At 29.3% G+C, this 26,414-nt stretch carries 14 protein-coding genes; 5 read left to right on the forward strand and 9 right to left on the reverse strand.

All coding sequences use genetic code 4. The features are described from left to right. Positions 1–5: 5 nt before the first annotated feature. Both JV122_RS02880 and JV122_RS02885 read right to left on the reverse strand, forming a co-directional pair. Entirely contained in the window at positions 6–1,001 is a 996-nt protein-coding gene (locus JV122_RS02880) for an NAD(P)-dependent oxidoreductase (RefSeq protein ID WP_240463492.1), read from the reverse strand. A gap of 3 nt (positions 1,002–1,004) precedes the next feature. Further along, positions 1,005–2,105: an AEC family transporter gene (locus JV122_RS02885; protein ID WP_205843014.1), complete on the reverse strand. Its 1,101-nt coding sequence runs from the start codon at positions 2,103–2,105 to the stop codon at positions 1,005–1,007. A gap of 273 nt (positions 2,106–2,378) precedes the next feature. On the opposite strand from JV122_RS02885, the gene JV122_RS02890 reads away from it, so the two are divergent. Continuing rightward, a complete protein-coding gene (locus JV122_RS02890; protein ID WP_205843015.1) occupies positions 2,379–2,720 on the forward strand; it encodes an HNH endonuclease domain-containing protein in 342 nt (113 codons plus the stop codon). Between the two features lie 33 nt (positions 2,721–2,753). On the opposite strand, the gene JV122_RS02895 is transcribed toward JV122_RS02890, so the two are convergent. From JV122_RS02895 to JV122_RS02925, 7 genes are all read right to left on the reverse strand, one after another. Next, positions 2,754–4,367, reverse strand: a complete 1,614-nt coding sequence (locus JV122_RS02895) for an LppA-related lipoprotein (protein WP_205843016.1) — start codon at positions 4,365–4,367, stop codon at positions 2,754–2,756. 105 nt (positions 4,368–4,472) lie between these two features. Next, a complete protein-coding gene (locus JV122_RS02900) occupies positions 4,473–4,937 on the reverse strand; it encodes a hypothetical protein (protein WP_205843017.1) in 465 nt (154 codons plus the stop codon). Positions 4,938–5,003: 66 nt separating this feature from the next. Continuing rightward, positions 5,004–5,444 carry a hypothetical protein gene (locus JV122_RS02905; protein WP_205843018.1) on the reverse strand — a complete coding sequence of 147 codons (441 nt, stop codon included), beginning with the start codon at positions 5,442–5,444 and terminating at the stop codon, positions 5,004–5,006. A gap of 280 nt (positions 5,445–5,724) precedes the next feature. After that, a complete protein-coding gene (locus JV122_RS05060) occupies positions 5,725–11,655 on the reverse strand; it encodes a beta-N-acetylglucosaminidase domain-containing protein (RefSeq protein WP_205843019.1) in 5,931 nt (1,976 codons plus the stop codon). 2 nt (positions 11,656–11,657) lie between these two features. Beyond that, positions 11,658–12,917: a discoidin domain-containing protein gene (locus tag JV122_RS02915; protein ID WP_205843020.1), complete on the reverse strand. Its 1,260-nt coding sequence runs from the start codon at positions 12,915–12,917 to the stop codon at positions 11,658–11,660. An 8-nt stretch (positions 12,918–12,925) separates the two neighbouring features. Continuing rightward, entirely contained in the window at positions 12,926–17,818 is a 4,893-nt protein-coding gene (locus JV122_RS02920) for an MGA_1079 family surface serine endopeptidase (RefSeq protein ID WP_205843021.1), read from the reverse strand. Between the two features lie 7 nt (positions 17,819–17,825). Then, complete coding sequence (locus JV122_RS02925) at positions 17,826–22,700, reverse strand: MGA_1079 family surface serine endopeptidase (RefSeq protein WP_205843022.1); 4,875 nt, start codon at positions 22,698–22,700, stop codon at positions 17,826–17,828. A 308-nt stretch (positions 22,701–23,008) separates the two neighbouring features. Here JV122_RS02925 and JV122_RS02930 point away from each other — a divergent pair, with 308 nt between their 5' ends. The 4 genes from JV122_RS02930 (at position 23,009) to JV122_RS05065 (ending at position 26,414) form a co-directional block, all read left to right on the forward strand. Continuing rightward, a complete protein-coding gene (locus tag JV122_RS02930; RefSeq protein ID WP_205843023.1) occupies positions 23,009–23,497 on the forward strand; it encodes a hypothetical protein in 489 nt (162 codons plus the stop codon). Continuing rightward, positions 23,497–23,979, forward strand: a complete 483-nt coding sequence (locus JV122_RS02935) for a DUF4231 domain-containing protein (RefSeq protein WP_240463493.1) — start codon at positions 23,497–23,499, stop codon at positions 23,977–23,979. Before JV122_RS02930 ends, JV122_RS02935 begins: the two co-directional genes overlap by 1 nt. After that, positions 23,979–24,362, forward strand: a complete 384-nt coding sequence (locus JV122_RS02940) for a DUF4231 domain-containing protein (protein ID WP_205843024.1) — start codon at positions 23,979–23,981, stop codon at positions 24,360–24,362. The genes JV122_RS02935 and JV122_RS02940 overlap by 1 nt, the downstream gene beginning before the upstream one ends. A gap of 414 nt (positions 24,363–24,776) precedes the next feature. Next, a complete protein-coding gene (locus JV122_RS05065; RefSeq protein ID WP_205843025.1) occupies positions 24,777–26,414 on the forward strand; it encodes a S8 family serine peptidase in 1,638 nt (545 codons plus the stop codon).

Genomic DNA, 26,414 nt, shown 5'->3' on the forward strand with positions numbered 1-26,414 from the left:
TAAAATTAGCAAACTTTGTTTTTGCAATCTCCTGTTGTTAGGAATTCATTTAGGTTGTCAAATGATGTTTCAACCATGTTAGCAACCGCTTCATCTGTATATGAACCCACGTGAGGTGTTGCAATAAATCTTGGGTAGAAACTCATTAATTTTTCTACTGTAGCATTTGGTAGTTTTTCGTGTTTTTTGAAGAAGATTTCTCCTTCATTGTTGAAAACGTCTGTTGCAACAGCACTTAATTTATTTGTTTCTAAAGCTCATAAAAGAGCTTCTTCGTCTTGAATTTGTCCTCTAGCTGTATTAATTAAAATAGCTCCATCTTTCATTTTTGAAATGAAATCTTTATTAATCATTTTGTCATTTTGTCCTTTAATGTAAGGAATGTGGAATGAAATAATATCTGATAAGCTTAATAATTCATCTAAAGAAACATATTCTAAAACCTCTTTAGCTTTATCGTTTTGGAACAAGTCATATCCATAAACTTTAGCACCCATTGATTTAAAGAAATGAGCTGTTCAATAACCGATTTTTCCTGTACCAATAATACCAACTTTTGTGTTTTTGAATTCTCTTGCAAAACCAAAAGGATCGACAACAAAATCATTGTTTTTCCCTTTATTTGCAAAGTGTAAAGCTTTTCTGTTTAGCATTACTCCCATTGAAAAAGCAAGCTCAGCAATAGCTGTTGGAGAGTATGAAGGAACTCTAGCAGAACTAATTCCTAGCTCCTTCATTTTGTTAAGATCCATATGGTCTGTTCCTACGATTCTTGCAAGAACATATTTAATTCCAAATGACTTAATTTTTTCTAATACTGCAGCATTAACTTTATCACTAGCTCTAGTGATAACTGCATCAAATCCTTTAAGTGAATCTATTGTATCTTCATTTAAAGAATCGCTTCTTAATTCTAATTCGTAGTTGTATTTATTAAATTTGTGGAAGATAGGTTCTTCAACCTTTCTTACACCAAAGCAAATAACTTTTATTTTTTTCATATTCTAAACAAATACAGCTCCTAAAATAATAATTCAAATAGGCATCATAATTACAGCAGCTACTGTAGATAATGCAGAACATTGTGCAGAGAATGTTTCATGTAGTTTATACTTCATTGAATAAGCAACAGCAACAGTTGCAGGTGGAACAGCTGCAAAAACAACCATTGCACTTGCTGTTTGTTTAGTCACTAATCCGTTTGCATATAGTGGTCACATTACAAAGAACACTAATAAAGGAATAGCAATAAGTTTTAGAGCTGTGAAAATTCACACTCATTTATCTTTAACTGCATTCATTAATGAAACTGAAGCAAGTGTCATTCCGATTGTAATTCAGATTAGCGGTGAAGCTGTAGCTGAAAGTGTTGCGAAGATTTTTTCGATTGCTGGTAAAGTTTTAGCAAGTTCGAATCACCCTACTACTTCTTGTTTACCATTTGTTGTTGTAACTGTAACCCTTGTTCCAGGAATTAGTTGTAATAGTCATAGAACTAAACCTAAAAAAGTTGCAATAACGATTGGATTTAATAAAGCAGTTTTCATTGATTTTAGAATGTTTTGTTTATTAAATTTAAGACCTGCCATAACCATAAAACAGAATGAATATAAGAAAATTCTGTATGAAATATTTCAGATGTTAGCAGATAAAACAGCTTCTTTATATACTGAGTTAATGATAGGTAATCCAAAGAATGTTGTTGAACCAAAGATTAGTAACATTCACATTACTAATGCTCTTGATTGTGTAGCAGATTGGCCGAGAACGGCGTTTGATACTTTTGATTTTTTAAAGTTAAATCCATTTGAAAAGAATTTAACTCAAACCATAGCGATAACTGAAAGAACTATATAGAAAGCTAGGGATACTCCTAATATAATTCCTTCTTGTTTAAGACTTTCGACTGTGATGTCTTTCATAAATCCTTTAAAAGCAAGCGCAGGAAGAGAAATTAAAAGAACTATTTGGTTAATAACTCCTTTTCCTTCTTGTTTTAGGACTTTGAATTTAGCAAGTAAATAACCAATTAAGATAACACCAAGAGATGTGATAATAGCACCTCAAAGAGATTGGTTTTGTAGTGTTTTGATTAAATTATCCATTTTTCTCCTAAAATTTAAACGAGCAAATAACTCGGCATAATTTTACCACTTTTACACCTGTTTTTGTGTAATTATAGTTGTCTATATTACAAGAAAAATGATAATTTTTATTTTGGTTTTATAACAAATAAGCACACAAAAAGTGAAAAAGTGATTTTTCTGTTTTTTTAGAGTGCTTTTTTGTCGTTTTTGCCTATTTTTCCTTTATTTTTGGCCAAAGGCTTCACTTTTTTTTTTTTTTTTACAATAGAAATGAAAGGAGGTATAAACAGCATGAAAAAATTTATAAAAACTCTTTGATTAGAACAATGCGGTGATGAAGAGTGATGTGAAGATTTTGCAGGAAGACTAATGAATAGAGCTAACTATTGAGATTCTAATTCAAATCAAAATCCAGGACCTTATTCTTTCAATCTTGATCACATTTATCCTCAATCAAAATTCGCTAAAGGTTCTCAAGCTAACTATCCTGAAAACTTAATTTTGGTAAACGTTAACACAAACGATGAAAAGGCTGATAAAACTGTTTTTAAGGCTAATGGCAAACATTGAGAAGTAAGAAAATCAGGTATAAGTGAAGACGGAAATGTAGTTTATGACATTTTCGAGAAATAAAATAACTTAGCATCATTGCTAAGTTTTCTTTTACTATTTTGTATAACTAAACACAATATCCTGTGTTCATTCAAGTTTTTTTGATCCAAAATCAATATCTTTCATTAAAGAAGGATGTTGTGATTGAGTGATTGACATTGAAAAATCAATTTTTAATTTTAATTCTGTTTGATTATTTTTCTTTGTTGCAAAAACTCTCACATTTTCAACTACACTGTTAGTTAAAAAGGTTACAAAAGGAAAAACACTGTATCTGTCATCTAATGAAGCTAAACTATATAATCTTATTTCATTAGAAGTTGTTTTATAAACTCCTTCTTCGCTATCTTTAATTGAAACAAAAAGTTTTTTAAATAAGGTTTCTTTGAGTCTTTCATCAATTGTAATGGAATTGCTAATTTCTGTTTCTTGATTTTCTTCTAGGTGTTCAATAGAACTATTAATTTGTGTTTTAAGTGGTCTATTGATTACTGAATTTGCTTCTTCATCTTTTAGTGTGAACTTAATAAACTCATTTTCATTTTTGAGGTTATCTTTTAGCGACTTCATTCCACTAAAAGTAACTGTTTTATTTGTTACTGGTCCTCTGTCGCTTGTATCTGTGTCCTCAAAAATTTCGAGTTTAAGAATTAAATTACCATTAAGATCATCAGGTGCTGCACCTGCTATTTTAAAGTCATATTTTGGATTCTTTTCGTTGCTGTATTCAAATAAAGCAGATTTAAGTCCAGCACTTAAAGGGAGTCCTTTTTTGAAATAATCAGTGTTTGCTGTTTTAGTTGATATTGAATCTAGATCAATATAAACCTTTCTATTTTTATTTTTTTCTTTTATTTCTTCGTTTTTATTAGCATCTTCGCTTTCCGGGATTAAATCGTCTGAATATCTTTTTCTGTTGATGAAGTCATCTGGATTAAAAGCATTTAGAATAGTCATTGCTAATAAAGAAGGGTAAAGTTTTTTAAAATCTTCTCGCATTTCTTTTTGGTTTACAAAATTATATGCTTCTTCATCTCTTGTGGTTTCTGTAACTCTTTTAACAAATCCAAAAACATTGACTAACTTAGAAACTGTTTTGTTATCTTTAGAGAAGATTAATTCAATATTTTCGATTATTCCTTGTTCTTGGAGTGCATTTGTGTTTGGATTAATTTTAAATCTTAATAAAAGGTTTTCTCTGTATTTTTGTTCAATTCCTATTAAACTTACTATGTTTTCTTGAGGAATATTTTTGATTTTTTCAAGTGCTGCAGCTGCATCATGATCTGTGTATGTGTGTTTAATTGCAAAATCTTTTGGAAGTGTTTCTAAAACTTCAAAATGATTAACTTCAGGCTCTTTTTTCTCCGTATTTCCTGTATTTGAACTTTGATCGTTTTGCTCGCTTGGTGAATTTTTATCTTTATTTTCGTCATCTGCTGGATCTGTTGGTTTTAATTGAGTATTAGGATCTTGTTTTGAAGAATCATCAGTTGTTGAGGGTGGATTTTTATCTTTGTTTTGATTATCATTATTGTTGTCTTGATTATTTTTAGGTTCTTCTTTTTCTGTTGTAGTTTGAGTACAAGAAAACCCTAAAGTTGTTGCTAGAGCCGCTGTGGTTATCATACTTAACATTAATTTAAATTTGTTTGTTTTACTTTTCATATCGTTAAATTATATACCTTTTCTTTTTTATAACAAACATATGCAAAAAATAGTTCAAAAGTTAGATTTGCAAAAGAAAAATACACGAATTTGTGTATTTTTGGTTTATTTAAATCATCATATTTTCTTTACAACCGGAACTTTAGATGGATCTTTTGCGTCTTCAAGTACTTTGGCTTTTTGTTCTTCACTTAGTGTTGATTTTCACTTTTTAATCTTTTCATCACTTACTGCTTTAAATAAAATAAATCCCTTGAAATCTTTTTTGAAGTCTTGTTCTGTTTTAGATGATACCTGATCGTTTATAATCATAAGAGCGATTTTAGCAAATTTTCTATTGTTTATTACATGTACAATAAAAAGTAAAGCAACAATTACAAATGTTGTTATTGATACTATTAATCAAATTGTAAAAGGTACTTTTCAACCAAAAAAATTATATGTTGAACGTCATCCTATAAATAAACCTTGAAGTAAAATAAGAATAGCCAAAAGTGAATGAATCCAAATAAGACTTAATCTATAAATTTTAAGACTTCTTATGTATTTAAAACTATATTTTTCAATCATGCTTCTCCTTTATATGTCTTTACTAAATTAATTTGTGATCAATTAAAAAAACATTTTAGTTATAACTTATTTAAAAGAAAATATTGAAGAGTTTTTGGCTTTTTGTATTATTTGGTTTTTTTGTTGTTCACTAAGTTCAGAAAGTTTTTCAAGTTTTTTATCACTTGTTGCTTTGAATAAAATAAAACCCTTAAAATCTTCTTTTAGGTCTGTTTGTGTTATATCTGACACTTCGTCATTTACTATTACTAGCTGTATTTTTTTAAACTTTTTAAAATTTATAAAATGGATTATTCAAGTGAAAACAAAAACTGCAATCAGGACTCCAAATATTCATAATCTACCATTATAACTTATAAAATCATCTATTTCAGGTGCTATAGCATTTAATTTTAGCGTTGTACCAACAAACGCAATTAAAAAGGAAAATGTAAATTGCATTGCAAAAAATATTATTTTATAAGTTGTAAGACTTCTGATGTATTTGTAACTATATTTTTCAATCATATTTTCTCCTTTAGCCTTAATATATATACTAAAATTATACTACTGGTATAAAAGCATTTGCTTAACTAACTACAAAAAAGTTTAAAAAGACCAAAAACACACAAAAAACAGTGTTTTTAGTATCTTTTTCGCTTATTTTAAAGGTGGTATTTAGTAAATATATTCTCATTAAGAAAGATATCTTCGTGTTAGTTTCTTGATTTTTAATTTTCTTTTTGCAAGCTAAAAGTTTTGACAAAAAAACTAAACAGAAATTCTGTTTAGTTAATTTGAATTTTGATTATTTTTTCTTTTTAAAGAATTTTAATAAAGCAAATCCTACTAAAGAAAGTGCTGTTAATGTAAATAGAATTGCAGATGCAATTATTCCACCTTGAGAACCTTTATTTTTGTACCTTGAGTCTGCTAATGAGTTAGTATCTTTATTATCTACTTCAGCAGGTTTTGTTTCTGGTTTTTCTGCTGGTGTTTCAGGTTCAACAGGAGCAATAACGTCTTTGTATTTATCTTCAAATTCTTTAATAAACTTATCGAAATCTTCTAAACTTAGAAGAGTTTCTAGTTTGTTTAATAAAGCATCTTTTTCTGTTTTATTTGCAACTCTTCTATTGATTTGATCAACAATTTTTAGTCTATTAAACTTGAGTTGTTCTTTTGTTAATTTAATTTGCTCAATTAAAGAATTAATTTTTGATTCACTTAATACTGAAGGATTTTCAAGTGCGCTTTTAGCTTCAGCAACAGCTTTTTTGTAGTTGTTGTAGCTGTTGTCATCTAAATAAGCTGCGATGTTATTTAGTTCTGATTTTGAAGCTTCTTCTAGTTCTTTAATTTTAGATTGTTTGTAAGCTTCTAATTTAGCAACTTGCTCTTTTAGAGTAGCTAAAGCTGCTTCTACTTCTTGTTCTGTTGCATCAGCATTTTCAACAACTTTATCTTGTTTTTCTAATTCTGTAGCAATATCAGAAATGTGTTTTGGTCATGAGTTTTCTTGGTTGTCAATTAAATCATAAATAACAGTGTCTTTATAAGCGTTGTATTCTTTTACTTTTTGACCTTTTTCAGTTGCTTTAAGTTGACTAAATAAATTACTAAATTCTGTATTTAATTCTTTAAATTTGTCTTCTGTTGTTGTTTGTTCTTCAAGTGCTGTTTTTAGTTTTTCAGCAGATGCCTGAAGTGGTGCGTAACTTTCTTGTGTTCAGTCTTGAGTATTTAGAGAATCAAATTTATTTTTATTAGCGTTAGCTTGTGCTTTTTGTTCTTGAGAAATCACAAGAGAGTTTGTAGCTGCTTCAAGTTGTCTTTCAAGTTGATTGATTTGAACTTGGCTTAAATTATCTTTATCTTGAAGTTTTTTCTCAATTTCTTCTATTTGTTTTTTATAGTTATCAAAGGAATCTTTTGTGTAAATTCCTTGATCATTATTAACAATTTTATTAGCTAATTTTTGTTCTAAAGTCTCTGTATTTCCCTTTAATTTAGCATTTTGAATAAAGACATCTAACAGAGTTTTAGCATCATTTACACTTTCTTGTCTTACATATTCTGAAGTCTTAATTGGACTTAATTTTTCTTTTAGTTTTGCGAATTCATCTTTTGATTCTTGAGTTCAGTTTGCATAGTTAGCTGGCTCTGTATCTAATAAATTATTAAATTCTGTTTTATTAACTTCAGAAGCATTTTGTGGTTTATCAATTTTTGCAACTTCAGCAATCACAGGCGCTTTATTTTCTCAAACTAAACTAATGTTAAGAAGTTTTTTAGTGTCTTCTGTAATTGGTAATTTAAAGTCAATAGTATTTAGAGAAAGTTTCCCTAAAACTATTTCTTCTGCTTGATTTGTTGTTGTGTTATAAACAGTTATTTTTAGTGTTGTGTTTTCAGGATTTTCTTTTGAAATAATTCTTAAATCTTTGTTTCTGAAATCAGCATCAGTTACTTTATAAACAAGAGTTCCTGAAGCTGAAGAAGGTGCAAATACTGTTGAATAATCGTTGTCTGCAATGTTTTCAGGTCTTGAAAGTTTGTTGTTAGATTCCAGATTTTCACCTGAAAATCTTAGATCTGTGTTTTCTTTTCCTCTGTAACCACCATTAATAACTATTTCATTAATTTCAAGTCTTTTAGCTGAAGGATAGTTGCTTTTAACTGAAAGTCTAATATATTTGATTCCTTGAAGATTTAGATCATCAGCACCTCAATATCTAAAGTTCTCGTGTTTTTCATCAAAGAATCCATAAATTGTGTCACTTAAAACTTTTGTGTCATTTAATGCACCTTGATCATTAATTTCAAAAACATCATTTCAGGTTTCTTTGTTTGTGGAAACTGATACTGTAATAGCTCTTGGATAGTCTGAACTTTGATCTTTTGTATAGATTCTTAAAGAATTAAGATCAACAGCTTCACCTAAGTTATAAACAATTCTTTTTGAAGCTTCAATAGGTGCACTGTAAACATTGCTTGTTTCAAAATCACCATCAAATTCAGGTTTTGTAATTAAGTTTTCTTTGTTTTCTGTTTCAAGTGTTGTTTTGCTGTCTAAAGAACCAAAACCTGTGTTTTCATCAACATCAACAATAAGATTTTTTAGAGAAATTGTTTGTTGAGCATCTGAAGTATTTCTTATAACTAAATATTGAGCTGCTGCAACATCAGAAAGATTATTTAGATCACTAATCTCGTGTCAAATGTATCCATTTTCTGAACTAAACACTTTGAAGTGAGCTTGTGTTTGGTAATCTGCTGAAATTCTTTTTAGTTTATAAAGAGTTTTAAAATCGAATCCAATTTCTGAATTAGCGTTTAAAGTGTAGTCGTGATTTTGGTCTGGATTATCTCTGTTATAAAGGCTAAATGTGTTATTTTCGAATTTTGTAACAAGAGTTTCTCCACCTCCAGAAGGAGCAATTAAGTACTCTCTTGTTTCTTGTGCAGCTTCATTAACATCAATTCCTCTAAGTCTTCATCATTTTTGAGTATCTTCTAATGCAATAAGTCTAATACCATTCATTTTTCCTGTTGTTTTAGGAATTTCAATTAGTTTTTCTAATTCATCTCCAACAACAACTTCTGGGAAAATGTCAGTGTAAGTATCATTAACTATTTTTTGAAGTTTGAATTTTCTTAAGAAATCACCATTGTGTCCATCTTGTAGAATTCTAAACGATTTAATTGCTTTATAGTCGTCAAAAAGGATGTCTAGGTGGTCATTTGTAGTGATTGTTCCTGAAGGAGAATGTGTGAAAGTTCCCATTGTAGTGTCGTTTTTGTCAACTACATACTCGAATTTATTGTTTTTACTTGCGTCATTAACACTTGAGTTGTTAGCAATCATTATGTTAGTACTTGTTGCTTCGTATTGAGGATCGTTGTTAAGTTGTGGTCCACCAACTTTTACTGTTGCAAGTCTTCATCAAATAGGTCTATTTGAATTGTTGTAAATTCTTATTTTATCAGTCATTGCGTATCCAGAAAGTAACTGGTGTTGAGAACGATTTAAATTTTTTGAACCAAATTGTTTTCATGCATTTGCGGTGTAATCAAAGTATTCAACTTTAAAATTATCTAAAACGTCTCCTGAATTGGAGTGACCTTGCTCAATATAAAATCTTGTAATAGCTCTTCTTGCAGGTAATTTAAATCCTATATAAGAATTTGCTTGGAAGTTATCTCTACTATCTGATGTAAGTCATCATTCTGTATTTGTTGCATCATCTAAAACCCTGTCAGGCGTGGTGTTACTTTTATTTGTTATTGTGTTTGTTGAGTCTGCTGCAGAATACTGTAAATCCCTGTATCATTGCTTTTCTGAAACTGGTGGAACATAGTCATTAAGTGCAAAACTGGATACTCTAATTCATGCATCTCTTCCGTTTGATTGAGTTGCTTTAAGTCTTACTGCTACAACATTTTTGATGTTTAATCCTGTGTATGTTATTGGATCTGTTGCTCCAGAATTTCTTGTGTATGTACCTAAAGAAATTCACTCATCTTCTCCATCTAATTTATACTCAAGTTGTGAGTGGAAGAAGTGGTCATTTCCCCCTCCTTGCTTGATGTAAATTTTGTTTAGAGTAATAGGTTTTGAAAGACTAACTCCAAAGAACTCATTAGCATCAACTCTGTTAGGGTTTTTATAAATAACTTCGTTTGTGTTGTTTTTGTTTAAAACTTCATGTGGTGCAGCTAAAGAAGGATCGTGCGCTGTATCTCCTCTACTACTGAAGAATTTTTGTTTAACATCTTGAATTGTAAACACAACATTTTCTACTCATCTATTTTTTAGAGAAGTAATTATTTTTCTTGTAAAAGGAACGAGTTGCTGAATTCCAACTTGTGGGTTGTAGCTTAAACTTTGCTCACTAACTTTAAATGAGTGATTTGATTGTGAGTTCTTAAATAACTGTTCTGCGTTTGCAAATTTTGTATTAAAAGTACTGAAACTGTCTGCTTTTAGATAAATTAAAGAATCCATTATTTCTGCTAAAGACTCACTTAAATCTTTAAAAGCTGATAGTCAAGGTCTTAATTCATTAATTAAGTTTGTGTTCTTTGTTGAGCTTAAAAGACTGTTTGACGCATCTTTTAGTGCACTAAAGGTATCTTTTAAGGAGTTAATTTCTTCATTTGTATAACTTCTATTTTGAATTTTAGGTAATAGAGCGTTTAGTGAATCTTTGATGTTTTCTGATTCGTTTAGAGTTGTTGATTTTGCTTCAGTCATTCCATAATTTGTAATGTGGAATGAGATTAAATCAAGTGCTTCTGATTCTTCTGAAGCTGTATTTGTTGCTGAAAATAGCTTTCTGAAGGCACTTTTTAGTAATTGATCTTTTTGTGTTGTTGAAGTTCAAACATTTCAAGAATAGTTAGCTCCTACAGAAAGATTTAGTTTAGAAACTTCTTCGTTGTTTGAAGGAGCAAATACTAAACTTTCAACTTTAGAAACATCTAAATCAGAAACTAAAATTGAATCAAATCCTCTTAAAACAAGAGTGTCAAAGTTTTCAGAAGTATTTGGTCAATTAACAAGGATGTTTGCTTTTTGAGAAGTTGCTGTGTTAAAGTTGTTTACAAATTCATTTGAAATAGCTCCAAACTCTTTTCCGCTGATTGCAACTACTTTAACTTTAGAAGCTAAATCATTGAAGTATTGTGGAATTGTTGTTGGTGCTTTTTCATTTACAAAATAGAAAATAGTATCACTAATTTCTGGATTTTCTGCTTTTTTAGTTTCTAATCAGGTTTTTAGATCACCTAATAATTTTGTTTGTAAATCTGCATCTGTTTGTGATTCAATTGAAGAAAGAGCAAAGTGGTGAACACCTACAGAAATTAGTTGCTCTAATTTTTCTTTTAATGAACTAAAATTAGCATCATAAAAGTCATTATTTACAATTCCGTTTATCTGTAATGGGTTAATTGTGTAAACAAAATTAATGAAATTTTCTTTTGAGACAGTTGCTAATTCTTGAATCTTACTTAAAGCGGAATCGCTGTATTTTTCTTGTCATTCTTGTCTTGTGAAAGAATCGTCTTTTGCATAGTAAATGTAGTTGTTGATTCTGTTTTTAGCACTTCAAGTTATAAAGTCTTTTCTTTTTTCTTGTGATCAAATAGTGTTATCAAAAATAACTCTATTTGATAAAGAAGCATAGTCTTTAATTTCAAGTTCATAAACAAGTTTTGATGATGTTTCTTTTGAGATTTCTTCAAGCACATTAAGAGCATAACTTAATGCTCTATTATCTTTTGCATATGCATAAATTGTGTTATTTTTAATAGCTATTAAATAAGCATCATCTTTTGTGAAAAAGTCCTCTTCTACAGTGATTTGAGCTTTTTGAAGCTCGCTTTTTATTAGAGAATCGTTGTCTGATTTAATTCCGATTAAAAGGTTTGTTTTGTCACTTGAAACTCTTTTTGAATCAGCTACAGAAACACCTTTGTTAGAAAGAACATTTTTAGCTTTTTGAACTAAAGAAGAAGCAACATCGCTTTGAGATACAAAATTAATTTCTGAACTTAGATTGATTAGGTTGTTTGAATAAGTTATTGACTTAAGATCATAAGAAAGATTGTATTTTTGTGTATTTTGAGTGTCCGCCGCATTTGTGCCTGCCGAAATAAAAGCATAAACACCAACAGCACTTAGTGCTACTGGTGATAAAGCTAGCAGAGTTTTAAGTTTTTTCTTGTGTTTCATATTTAGTTACCTTTCTTTCTTAAAACTAAGTTATAAACTTTAAATTGTCCTAAATCATTGTAAGAAATAATTTTGTATGTTTTGAATGTCTTTTTGTCGTCTTTATCAATTAAATATCTCTTTGTTTGTGTTGCGTTCGTTTTTATTGATAAAGGAGTGTCTAGATCATCAACCATCATTTCATAATCAAGGTTGTCTTTTGTTGTTTCAAGGGTTGTTGAACCGACTTTGAATTCAGTGATTTCATTAGCTTTTGAGTAAAGGATTGGTTCTTTTTCTAGAATGATGTCACCAAAACTCATGTTAGTGATTCCTATGATGTAGTTGGTGTTGTTTGGAGCTTTAGCAGGTGTTCAAGTCATTTTTAATCACTGTGTTTTTACTGTGTCAAAAGTTACAACTTTAGGTGCTGATACGTTTCCTCATCTCGGATGACTCCCCATTGCTCCAAAATCGATATCTGTAATTTTGTCTTGGTTTTTAACAGGAATTCAGTTATCACCATCATTTGAGTATCATCATCTGATTTCTTTTGGCATTTTTCCTTGAGAATTATTCAGTGTAGCAGCTGATCAAAATAGAGTTTCAACATAAGCTAGATCTGTTGGTTTGTCTCAATGGAAAACAATTTTTGTATCAGGCTCTTTTGTGTCTGTACCTCAGTTATCTCACCGAGAAGCAGTTGCCCCATAATCCCCTGTTCTATCTATTAAGTTTCTTAAAGGTTGGTTTGTTGATCTGTTAGTTGTACTTTTAGCTTCATCAACACTCAATCCTTCTTCTTTTACAACAAATTCTCCCTTTTTCTCAAATCTTAAAAGTTGTGTTTTAATAATTGCTTTTACAGGAGTTTTTTGGTTTTTAAAAGTTGCTGTACCACTTATTTCTGTATCTGCAATCGCTACAACTCCTTCTTCTGGAACTTCTCAAGTTACAGAAGCTGACTTAAAGTTTTGTTTGTTATCTAAAATTTCAAGAATAGTTACTTCTGAAGGTAAGTCATTTGGCATTATTTTTGTTGATGCAAGAACTTTTAAAACAGGTGAAATAGTTAAAAAGAGTCCGTTTTCTGTTTTTACAGGGCTAAATGATGTTTCTAGCTGTTTATAACCTGTATTTGAAGAAATTTTATTAACAAAATTTGTGTTTGGATCACTCTTTTCAATTTCTACTTTTTGCTCTGTAGTTGCTGTATTATTAGAGCAAGAAAGTACAGCTAGTGGGCTCAATAATAGTGGTATTGTTAAGTATCTTTTTTTCATATCTCTCCTTATTTAATTTCCTTTCAGAATCATGGTAAGTCGTATTTTTCAGGGTGTAATAAGTTTGCTTTTGTAATGTAAGCTCCTGCAGATTCAGTATTTTTAAGCTCAAGTGGATTTTCACCATTTCAGTTAATTCCAAAGTAGTTAAAGTCTCTGTTGTCATATCTGTAATCAGTTGCAAAAATGTATTTAGCTCCTGAAGTTCAGATTCCGTAGTATGTATCATTGTCAACAAACACTCCACTACCCGATGAACCAGGGCCAAGGAATGGTGAAGATAAAAAGTTTTGTTGTCTTCATTGCTCGATTGCAACGTGTCCTGATGTTTGTGGACGTCTATTAATGTGTCCTGTGTATTTCGCTAAAGCTCATCCTAAAGTTGATGCTTCACGTGTGTTAGGAACATCAATTTGACCTACTCAGTAAGGTTGATCAAACTTAATGTTTGATTTTTTAAGTAGATTTTCCATTCTTAAAACTACTTCCATATTTCCTTCTGATCTGTATTGTTGAATAATTTTAGTTACATCAGCACTAAAGATTGATCAGTCTCTATCACGTTCAGTACGAGCTACTTGACCTTGGGCATTAGGACGTCTGTCAACCCCACTTCAAATTAGTTTTATTTCAACACCTTCTAGCATATATTGTCTGTGTTGTCTACTGAAGTATCCTCTGTCAACACTGTTACTTACTGTTTCAGGAGAAAATCCGTATTTTCTTCCATATACAGAACTTAAAAACTGACTAAATTTTCAATCTTCAGGTTTATTAAGAATAAAGAAATCTTCTCTTCCGTGAGTATGTCAGTTTGTTGAAATATAGAAGGTTGCATCTTCAGGATCATCATTAACTTTTCCTAAAAAGGTTGCTGTTGCTGTTGTTCCATATCCTGTTATTAAAACATTTCTTGAAAAGGCTGTGTCAACTATATCTCAGTCTCTTTGTTGTTTTATTCTAATGTGATCAATATTCATTTTGTATCCATCATGCAATTTATATATAACATTTTGGTTCGGGTTATAGTGTTCTTTATCCGCTAAATATTCTGTGTCACTTGAGAATAAAAGAGGCATTTCAAATTCGTTATAAAGCATTTCATTATACTGGAATCTGTTTGTTGGATTTTTGAGTCCAAAGTCTTCTTGTTCTTCATCGTTTGTGTAAACAACAGTGGTTTTTACAGCAGCTGGAAGAACTAAAAATGCTCTTTGTTTGTCGAATTCTTGGTTTGATTCATATTTTTGAACTTCAGGTTCTCCAACAACAATTTTGTATGAATCATCTTCCATTGAAATCTCGAATTCAAGACCTTTTTGCTCGTTTCACGTAAGTTTTATAAAGTAATTAAAGCTGTTTTCTCCATTTTCCATTTCTCTTTTAAAGACTTTTTCTTTTTTAGATATTAGTTCTTCAAAGTTTACTTCTAAAGAAATAGAATTGTTTATATTTCTTACTCTTGAACTCTTTTGAGAATCGTTTTTAAGAACGTTAGCTAGAATATTTAGTTTTAAAGTTCTGTTTTTAGCATTAGGTTTTAAGAGCGTGCTTGCAAGGTATTTTTTATCTAAGGTTCATGAAGCAACATTAGTTTGTTTGTCAAGACTTCAGAATAAATCTCTTCAGTAAGGCTCAATAACTCTTTCTCTTGTGATTTCTGTTTCAGACTCTTGAACTACCATTAATTCTTTTGTGTCGAAATCTAGACTCTGTCTTGGGAAGTCAGATTCAGCAGGTGCAAACCCATTAATTTTAATTCATTTATCAGCTAATGTTTGTTGTCCATCTTTATTTTGAACAGAGAAACGCACAAAGGCTTGAGTTCCTGAAACTCTTTTAACTGAAGCAACTTTGAAGTAAGATTTTGGAAGACTAAAATGTTTATATTCTCAATTTGCATCAGCACCATTTATATTGATGTTAATTAGAGAATTAAGTTCATCTAAATGTGTTGCGAAGTAGTTTGCATCATGTTTAGCAAGTTCTGTTTTGTTGATTGTTAAATTGCTTAAACTTAGCTTATTAACCATGATTCTTGGGTAGTGAATTTGTTTGTAATCATTTACTAAATTAATAAGAGTAATTTCGTTTGATGAAGCATATCTGATGCTTGTATCTCTTTTGTTAATAATTCCTAATTTAAAGGAAATTCCCCTTTTTCCGATTTTTTTAACATCGTAGAAATAGAAGAAAAAGTTATTCATTATGTCATTGAAATTATTGCTTGCAATAACGTTTCTGTTTACATTTTTTGAGTAGATTTTGGCATCTGAAGGCACATAAACTTGATCGTCATAATTTGTATCAGTTCTTCCGTCTTCAACTCCATTAACAATTTGGAAAAGGTAATTCATTTTGATAAACGCTTTTTGCTCGATGATATCATCTACATCATGAACTCTAATAGTTCTTTGATCAACGTTTCCTTCTGGCATTGTTTTTCTTAAGATAATATTTGATTCATTAATTGTGTTTAAAATACCTGATCATCTTGCATCGATTGGAGTTGCAGTTTGGAAATCTTCTGCTGTAAAGAATTCTCCGTTTTTTGGTTTGATGTCATCTAAGCTTGTTAGTTTAAATGAGTGCAGTCTTTTGGCTTTAGATCTTAAATCTGCTAAGTCCTTAATTTCTGCTTCTTTTCCGTCTTTTTTGTATCAAAGAACTAAATCAGCTCAACCATTGTAAACATCTTTATTTGTTATTTCTTTGATAAAGATTTCATATTTTCCAAATTTTGGTCATTCGTATAATTTATTAACAACCTCTATTGCATCAGAAGATAAATATTGCGCATGACTTTCTTTAACTCCTTCTTTAAATTTTAATAAAGAGAAGAATTTAGAAGAATCGCCGTTAATGATTTCTAGAACCTTGTTTTCATTTAGGCGATCCATGAATTTTTCTTTGTCAACACCTGCCTCCACAAACTCAACTTTTCTAATTGTCGGAATCTTTGCGCTTGAAAGCATTTGATTGTTGAAAAAGACACTAAAAGTAGCATAAACCCTGTTTGTTCTTATTTCAAAATCATCTTCTAGTTTAAATTTAAAGAAGTTATTAACAGCCTTATTTCTTGCTTTAAAGAATTTTAATTTTTCTTTATATGAAAGGGCATTAAATTCCTCTTCTTTGTATTCTGCAAGAGTTTTATAATCTACATCAAAAATTTGGTCTAAATTGTTGAAATTTAGATTTTTTGTGTATTCAGAAACATCTTTTGTAAAGATTTTTGAGCTGTTAATAATATAAAAAACTTCAGGGTTATTTTTGAGAGTTGCTTTTGTTGTGATGTTTAATTTATTTCAATTTTCTTTGTCTAATTGCAGATCAATGATTTCAAAATCAACAATTGCCGTGTCATGAACATCAAAAATAACTTTAGCATTTTTGAAATTAAATGATGCTGAATAACTGAATTTGTCAATATCATATGCAAGTGCATTTTGAGAAAAGTCAACATTTCAAAGTCCTTGTGTTTCTTCTTTAAAAAGATCAACCACTGTTTTTTGATCACTTGAACTTTGAGAATTTAAGTCAGAAACTTCTTGAAGTTTTTGTTTGAATTCCTGTATTTTTCCCTTTGTAAAATCAAAATTAGTTAAATCTAGTTCTGTTAATTCGAAGTTTTTATAAATAGGCTTAAAACCGATTCTCTTTTTATATAAATCATATTCTGCAGCCGCTTTTAGTTCTTTAGCTTCTCTTTTTTGTTCTAGCTCTTTATCGGCTTCAATAAGGGAATTTAGTGTGTTTTTGAGGTCGCTAAAAGTTTGTTTAAATTCATTGAATTTAGTTAAATCATCAAAAGACATTGTTTTAAATACTAAACGATCTTTGAATTTTGAAATAATTGCTGTGTTTTCGATTTCAGCAACAAGTTCTTTTTTAAGATTTTCAAAACCTGATTTAATGTTTTCAACTTTTGATTGCAGATTTTGTAACTGAAGTTCAGAAGAAACATTTTCAGTTTCAGCAAGAATTGATTGTATTTGTTCTTCTGTCAATTCTTTGTCAGCTTGTATTTGTTCTTTAAAAGCACTAATCTTGTTTTTTAAATAATCAGAAACTAAATCCTGTGCTTTAATAACAGAATTGAATTCTTGAATTAATTGATCTATTTTTTGTTTTAAAGATGAAACGTTTTTTTCTGTAGTATAGTTAGCTAAAAAGACTTTTACTTTAGAAACTACTTTTGAAATTTCTTCGTTTTGTTTTGGTTCGTATAAGTCCACTAAATTAACTAATTCACTTAAGGATTTATCTGCTTCTACAACACTAAAAATAGCGTTTGCTTTTCAAAGATTAATAACATCATTGTTTGCAACAACTAAAATATTAGGATTTTTTAGTTCAAGTTTAGACAGAGAATCAATAAAGTTGTCAAGTTCTCTATTTTTGTTTTCTACAAGTTTATTTCTGTTTTCGATTGTTTTTTCTGTTTCTTTAATTTCTTGAACTAAAGATGAATTAAAGGCATCAACAGAGAAGGTTTCTCCTCTAACTAAATCGTCAAATTTCTTTAGATTTTTGTTGATTAAATCATCTTTAAGCTCGCTTGATGAAACTTCAACTCCTGAGTAAGGTTTTGCAATATCTGTTTTTAAAATCTTTTCATAAGTATCAACAAAACTAAACAAGTCATTGTTAAAACTTGCTTGTAATTCTTGTGTTTTGTAGCTGTTTAAAACATTTTTTTCAAGTGCTGAAAAGTAGTTTTCTTTTTTAGAATCAAAGAACTGTTGTGCTGCTTGATAGCTTTGTTTTTGTTCTTCAGACATTGTGTATTGTTTTTGAGTGTTTGTATTATCATTTGTTGAACAGGAAGCGGCTAAAAAAGCTACTGTAGAGCCAAATAATACAGGACTCAAGGTTTTAAATATTTTTTTCTTTTTCATATTTTCCTTATTTAATTTCTTTTCAGAATCATGGTAAGTCATATTTACCAGGGTGTAGTAAGTTAGCTTTAATTATGTGTGCTGCTGTTGATTCTGTATTTTTTAATTCAAGTGGATTTTCTCCATTTCAGTTAACTCCAAAGTAGTTAAAGTTTCTGATGTCGTATCTAAAGTCGTTTGCTCAAACCTTACCAACTCCAGAAGTTCAAATTCCATAGTATGAATCACCATCAACAAAAACTCCACTTCCTGAAGCTCCTCCTCCTATAAAAGGAGAAGAAAGATTGTGCTGAGCTCCTTTAACAATATCTAAGTGAGATGAACTTCTTGGACGTCTGTTAATATTTCCTGCATATTGTGTAAATGGTCATCCTACTGTTGATGCTTCACGTGTATTAGGAACATCAATTTGACCTACTCAATAAGGCTGATCAAACTTAACATTTGGTCTTTTCATTAGATTTTCTAGTTTTCAAACAACTTGCATATTTCCATCTGCTCTGTATTTTTCAAGAGCTTTATTTAAATCAGCGACAACAACTGTTCAGTCTCTATTTTTAACTCTATCTTTTCCATCGTTTGAAATCTGATCAACACCACTTCACATTAACTTAATTTCTGTGTTGTGCAGCGTGTGAACATAGTGAGTTCTTAAGCTGTAAGTTCTGTCAACATTGTTTTCTACCATACTTGGAGCAAATGCATATTTCTTACCATAAACAGAAGAAAGGAATTTTTCACCTTTATAATCAGATGCATCTGTAACTCCTCAAGAGTTTTCAGCATGTCTGTTTGTAGAAATATAGAAAGTCGCATCATTTGGATCGTCATTAACTTTTCCTAAGAAAGTAATGGTTCCAAAGTATCTACCACCATCTAAAAGAGCATTTCTTAATAATGCTGTGTCAACAACTTCTCAACCTCTGTGAAGTTTTGTTCTGAGTTGCTCAACGTTCATTTTGTATCCATCATGAAGCTTATAAACAACATTTTGGTTTGGATTATATTGTGTTTTATCTCTTAAATAATCAAGATCACTTGAGAATAATAAAGGTTGTCCAAACTCGTTATATTGCATTTCATCATATTGGAATCTGTTTGTTGGATTTTTAAGTCCAAAATCTTCTTCTTCAACATCATTTGTGTATGAAATAACTGTTTTTACAGCTGCTGGAAGTACCATAAATGCTTTATTTTTGTCAAAAGTTTGACCTTCAGTGTAAGTCATAACTTCAGGCTCATCAACAACAATTTTATAAGAATCATCTTCCATTGAAATCTCAAATTCAAGACCTTTTTGCTCGTTTCAAGCAAGCTTTATAAAGTAATTAAAGTTAATGTCGCCATCTTCAATTGTCTTTTTAAAGACTTGTTCTTTTGTCAATAACAGATCTTCAAAATTAACAACAAGACTTATTGCTTTATCAAAGTGTCTGATTCTGTTTGATTTATCAGCATCATTTTTAAGCATGTTAGCAAGAATATTTAGCTTTAGTGATCTATTTCTTGCATTAGGTTGCAATAGTGTTTTTTGTAAATATTTTTTGTCAAGAGTTCATGAAGCGACATTTGTTTCTTTGTCTAATTTTCAGAAAAGATCTTTTCAGAATGGCTCAATAACTCTTTCTCTAATTATTTCTGTTTGTGAGTTTTGAACTGTGATTAATTCTTGGTTTCTAAAATCTAAAGTTTGATTTGGATTGATTGTTTCTGACTTGGCAAATCCCTCAATTTTGATTCATTTATCAGCAAAAATTTCTTGATTTTCACTGTTTCTTACTGAATAACGAACATAAGCTTGACTTCCTGAAATTCTCTTTATTGAACTGATTTTAAAGTCAGTTTTTGGAATCTCAAAATGCTTGTATTCAAGATTTGGATTTGAGCCGTTAATATTAATTGTGATTAGTCTGTTTAATTCATCTAAATGTGAAACAAAATAGTCTGCAGTGTGTTTTGCAAGCTCAGTTTTATTTATTGTTAAATTACTTAAACTTAATTTATTTACAAGCACGTTTGGGTAGTGAATTTGTTTGTAATCATTTACAAGATTGATCAGTGTAATTTCTTTTCCAGATGTGTATCTTTGGTTTAAATTACGCTTGTTCATGATTCCTAATTTAAAGGAAATTCCCCTTTTTCCGACTTTTTTAACATCATAATAATAAAGGAAAACGTTGCTTTTAAATTCTCTTAAATCGCCATCTGGAAGTGTATATCTTTCTACATTTTTAGAATAAGTTTTAGCATCTAAAGGAACAAAAGTTTCGTTATCATAATTTGTGTCAGTTCTACCGTTTTCAACACCGTTTATAACATCAAACAGATAGTTCATTTTTAAGTATGCTTTTTGCTCAATGATGTCATTTACATCGTGAACTCTTAGAACTTTAACATTAGGATCTCCATCAGCCATCACTTTTCTTAAAGCGATATTAGATTCATTAATATGATCTAAAATATTTGATCATTTTGAGTTAATTGCTTCTGTACCAACAAAGTCTTCTGCACTAAATTTTTCACCATTTTTAGGTTTAACATCATCAAAGTTTAATAACTTAAATGAATGCATTCTTTTTGCTTTATTTCTCAAGTCATTTAAGTCTTTAATTTCAGCTTCTTTTCCATCTTTTTTGTATCAAAGAACTAAATCAGCTCACCCATTGTAGTCTTCTTTGTCTTTAATTTCTTTTATGAAAATTTCATATTTACCAAATTTTGGTAAATCGTAAAGTTTATTAATTACTTCGATTGCATCTGAAGGAAGATACTCGATGTGACTTTCTGGAGCATCGGGTTTAAATTTAAGATGCGAAAAGAATAAAGAAGCAGGTCCGTTAATTATTTCAAGAACTTTGTTTTCATTTATTCTGTCCATAAATTTCTCTTTATCAGCATCTTCAGATAAAAAGTTAATTTGTTTTATTGCTGGGATTTTAGAACTTGAAATCACTTGTTTGTTGAATAAAACATCAAAAGTAGCATAAACTCTTTTGTTTTTTATTTCAAAATCATCATTTAATCTAAATGTAAAGAAGTTATTAAGAACTCTGTTTTTAGCTTTGAAAAACTCAAGTTTTTTATCAAGAGGAAGAGCTAAAAATTCTGAAATTTTGTTTTCTGATAAAGCTTCATAATCAACAACAAAAACTTGGTCTAAATTATTGAAACTTAGATTTTTAAGATATTCAGAAACATCTTTTGTAAATGTTTTGGTTTTTTCGATTGTGTAAAAAATTTCAGGATTGTTTTTTAGAGTTGTTTTTGTAACAATTTTTAGTGTATTTCTATCTTCAGGAAGAAGTTGAAGATCAACAATTTCAAAATCAACTAGATCTGTATCATGAGTATCAAACACTAATTTAGCATTTTTAAAATTATAAGATGCAGAATAACTGGTTTTATCAATTTCATATGCTTGAGCATTTTCAGAAAAATCAACATTTCAAAGCTTTTCTGTATCTTCTTTAAAGAGATCAACAACTGTTTTTTGGTTGTCTATATTTTGTGAATTTAGTTCTAAAACTTTTTGTAATTCTGCTTTGTATTCTTCTAATTTTGCTTTTGTTTGTGCTAAATTAATTAAATCAACTTCAGCTAATTCAAAGGCTTTGTAAATAGGTGCAAAGCTTGTTCTCTTTTTGTATAAATCATACTCTGCAGCAGCTTTCAGTTCTTTATCTTCTCTTTTTTTGTCTAGTTTTTTGTCAAGTTTGATAAGAGAAATTAAGGAGTTTTTGAGTTCGCTAAAACTCTGTTTGAACTCATTAAACTTTGTTAAATCCTCAAAAGACATTGTTTTAAAAACTAGACGATCTTTGAATTTTGAAACAATTGCTAAACCTTCGATTTCAGCAACTAATTCTTTTTTAAGATTTTCAAAATCAGATTTGATATTGTCAACTTCGTTTTGTAAATTTTGTAACTGAAGTTCAGAAGAAACGCTTTCAACTTTTGCTAGAATTGAGTTGATTTGTTCTTCAGTTAGTTCTTTGTCTTTTTTAAGTTCTTCTTTAAAAATATTTATTTTGTTTTTTAGATAATCTGAAACTAAATCCTGTGTTTCAAGCACAGAATTGAATTCTTTATTTAATTCATCTATTTTTTGTTTTAGTGAAGAAATGGTTTTGTAATTTGTGTAGTTATCAAGGAATTGATGTGCTTTAGAAACAACTTTAGAAACCTCTGCATTTTGTTTTGTTTCGTATAAAGTGATTAAGTTGTTTAATTCACTTAAGGCTTTATCTGTTTCAACAACACTGAAAATTCCGTTTGCTTGTCATAAGTTAATAACATCTCTGTTTGCAACAACTAAAATGTTTGGATTTTTTAATTCAAGTTCAGATAAGGAAGCTATGAAATTGTCCAGTTCTCTGTTTTTATCATTAATTAATTTGTTTCTGTTTTCTATTGTTTTTTCTGTTTGCTGAATTTCTTCTACAAGTTTAGAATCAAAAGCATCTACTGAGAAAGTTTCACCTCTCACTAGATCATCAAACTTTTTAAGATTTTTGTTGATTAAGTTATCTTTAAGTTCGTTCGCAGGCAAAACAACACCTGAATAAGGTTTTGCAATATCTGTTTTAAGAATTTTTTCATAAGAATTAACAAAACTAAACAAGTCATTGTTGAAACTTGCTTTGATTTCTTGTTTTTTGTAAGTGTTTAAAACATTTTTTTCAAGTGCTGAAAAGTATGTTTCTTTCTTTGAGTCAAAAAATTGTTGAACTGATTGATAGTTTTGTTTTTGCTCATCAGACATTGTGTATTGTTTTTCTGTGTTTGTGTTTGTATTTTTGTTTATTGTACAAGAAGCTGCTAAAAATGCTGTTGCAGAAGCAAATAGAACAGGACTTAATTGTTTTATAATTTTCTTTTTCATTTCTTCCCTCTTTTAAGTTTAAAAATTATACTAATTTTTTCCATTTTGGTTCTGTTTTGGTACAAATAAAATCTAAAAAATGAAAAAAGGTCTGTTTTTTGTGTATATTATGCGTTGAAAATCCAAAAATAACACATTAGAGCAAGAAAAAGGAAAATTTTGTTTTTTAGATAGCTTCATCAAGCTTGCTTTGGCTTTCTTAATTTCAGCCAAAATTCTGGTGTATTTTAGAACTAAAAAATATCACAAAACATAGTGTATTTTTTGAGTTTTAATATATAATATTACTCGCTCAAAAAGGGGGCTATATGAAAAACTTAAATACAGAGCTTTTAAATTACATGGCTAATAAAAAGTCAAAATTAAAAAAGCAATTATTAGCTAATTCAATAGCTGATAATATTATCAAATGATCACTGATCATTTTAAACTTAGCAATTATTGCTATTGCTATTGCTGTTATTGTAATTGAAACAAAAAGATATTCAGACATTCCAGTTGCAACAAGAAAACCTTTCTTAGATGAACTAGGTCTAACAATCGTTTTAGCAAGCTTTATTGTTCTAACATTCTTCTTCAATATGTTTTTATCAATCTATAGAGAAGTTATGAAATTCAAAGATTACAAAAAAGCAATGAGAAAAATCAGCTACATTTCTTACAAACTTAAAGAAGATGAGCTATACAATGTTGAAAACTTCGATTCAGATTTCGCAAGCATCGAAAAAGAATTTTTAACTAAAAAACAAATTTCTAAATCAAAACAAATCAAAAAATTCTTATTAGGAGGTAAATAATGAAAAAGCCTTTTAATTCAACAAAAGAATTTATCGATCACGTAATTAAAAAATCAGCAACTAAAGAAAAAGTTTATAAAATTACTTTCTGATTAGTAAGCTTATTTGCTCTTTTCTTTGGATTCTTTTCTGCAATGATGGGGGTTGCAAAACTTGCTTCTTCAAGACTTGTAGAATTTGAAGGATTTGCAAAACTTTTCGTTAGCGTAGTTGACGGAAAACCTGTAGATCAATGACCAATCTTTACACTATGAATCGGTATTGCTCTTGCAATTATCAACGGGCTTTTAGCTCTATTTGTAGTTAAAGGAAAATGACTAAGAAACGAAAAAATCAACAACTTAATTAGTCTTGAAAAACTTCTTTATGAATGTGAAGAAGGAAAATACGCTTCAAACCCAAGAAAAGATATTTTATTCTTTGATACAGTATCTAACATCTTAGGAATCAGCTACACACAAAGTGAAGGAGATGACAACTAATGTATCAAGCACAATTTGATAAAGCTTACAGCAAAATTGCTAAGCTACAAAAGAAATACTTAATTTCTAAATGAGTGTTTTTATCAGTAAGTATTGCACTTCTTTTAATGAGTGCATTTAACGGACTTTTATCAGCTTACGCTATTGCTAAAAACCCTAATTTAACTGCTGTTTGACTATTTATTTCTATTTCTTTCATTTCTGCAGTTATGGCTTTTTTAACAGCTACTTCTACTTTATTTACTTTCTCAAAAAGAAGAGAAACTCTTTCTTCAAGATTACAACAATTAACTGAAAGAGAAGCTAAATTTAAAGAAAATCCAGATGCAGTTGACAAAGATGAATTAGTTGTTTTCTTAGCAACAGTCGACACAAACGAATAATTCCAAATCTCAGTTTTTACTGAGATTTTGTTGATATTTTAATCATATTAAATAAATAATTTTCTTATAATTTAAAATAAAATAATGGTTTTTTATACCAAAAACTCCGTTAATTATGCTTAAATTAGAAATAAATTAGAATTTTTATATTATAAAGGGATATTAAAGTTATATCAACAAAATTTTAATTTTTCATTATTATTCCTAAAAAGTATTTATAATTTGATTGATAGCAAAGGGAGGAATTATGAAATTCAACAAAAACAAAATTAAAATGAATAAACGTATCATTTTTAAAAATGTTTTTGTTTTTCATAATCTTTCTTAGAAAAAAAGTTTAAAAGTGAATAATCTAAACACCTTTTTTCTTTGAAAGAAGGTGTTTTTGCTATCAATTAAATTAAAGGAGGAATTATGAAACTAGAATTATTAAATGGTTTGGTTTTAGGAGTGAACGCACTGTCTCCAACAACTCAAGCCGTACAACACGTAGAAGAAAAGAAAAATGTAACTTTTTCTTTTGAACTAAAAAATTTTAAGTTTTCTGATGAAAATGCTAAATATAAATTTATTCAAGAATTTACTTCATCTTACCAAAATGAAGCAGTTAACTTTTTTGCAAGTAAATATACTGATTTTATATTTTTAAGATTTAGCAATCTAAATAAAGAAGATAGGGATAATGTTTTACAAAAAATAAAGAATTATTTCAAAGTTTCCGAGATTTTTACAAATCTTGAAGACATTAGAGATGAGAGAAATAGCAAAAAAATTATTACACCTTATTTGGACACAGAAAATAAAACATCCAACGCTGATGTGTTTAATGTTATGAATTTTAGGCAAAACGAAAGAAAAGAAGTTCTTGAAACATTAAACAAAAAAAGATTAAACGGACAAAGGGTAAAAGTTGGTATTTTAGACGATGGTAAAATAGAATATACTGATAAATACTTTTCAAAAGAAGAAGGTGTTCACAAAATTGAAAATAAATCAAGATTTTGATGATTCAATAACAACTATGGAACACATGCAACTCAAGTTGCTGCTGTGGTTGGAGGAAAAGATGGAATAAATCCTTACAGTCACTTATATGGAATAAGAGCCTTTACTTGAAATGGTCCGGAACAAGAAATTGAGTGATTAATTTCCAATGATGTAAAAGTGATAAATTTAAGTTATTATCTTGACAGATCGACTTCATACAATGGAGTTTCAAGATATTTAGATTTATTGAGTACAAACACTAAAAAAGAAGTGACTTTTGTAATAGCATCAGGAAATTTAGAAAACGATTCATTTGATGATCTATATAAAAAGGGACTTCAAGGTGATGGACTCTCTTATAATTCAATATTAGTTGGAGCAATTTGAAACAACGACCACATAAAAGAATTCAGTTCATGAAGAAGTAAAACAGGTAAAAAAGTAAATGTAGTAGCACCAGATAATTTTAAATATGGAGACGAAACATTTAATGGAACAAGTTACTCTTCACCGGCTGTAGCAGGAATTATTTCAGTATTAATGGAACTCGAAAGTGATACTTATGCAAAAGGTTTAGATAGTGTTATAACTATGTCTGCATTAACATCATCATCCAACCCAAACATTTGAACACTTAATAGTAATAAAAATTATGAATTAACAAAAAATAGCATTCATGATCAATACGGTCCTGGAAAAATTGATTTTCAAAAAATGAGAGAGGCTCTACAAAATACAGAATATAAAATAATAAACAAAGGAAACTCTTCAGACAAAATTACTTTCAAAAAGGTATTTTTAAATAAAGGAGAGAAAATTTCGGTAGGTTTAGCTTGAAACTATGATTTAAAAACAAAGGATGGCGAACCTAAAGTGCATGATTTTGATTTAAGTATTTCTGGTCCAAATGGTTTTCACACTTCAAGCACAATGGTTAAAAATAACTATGAAAGATCAGTATTTACTGCTCCAGAAACAGGAGAATACATTTTAAAATTAAATCCTTATGAAAAATTAGAAGAGAGTGATGTTTTCCATGTTGCAATGTCATATGTTAGGTTCTAA

Source organism: Mycoplasma procyoni (assembly GCF_017052595.1).
Lineage (GTDB): Bacteria > Bacillota_I > Bacilli_A > Mycoplasmatales > Metamycoplasmataceae > Mesomycoplasma_A > Mesomycoplasma_A procyoni.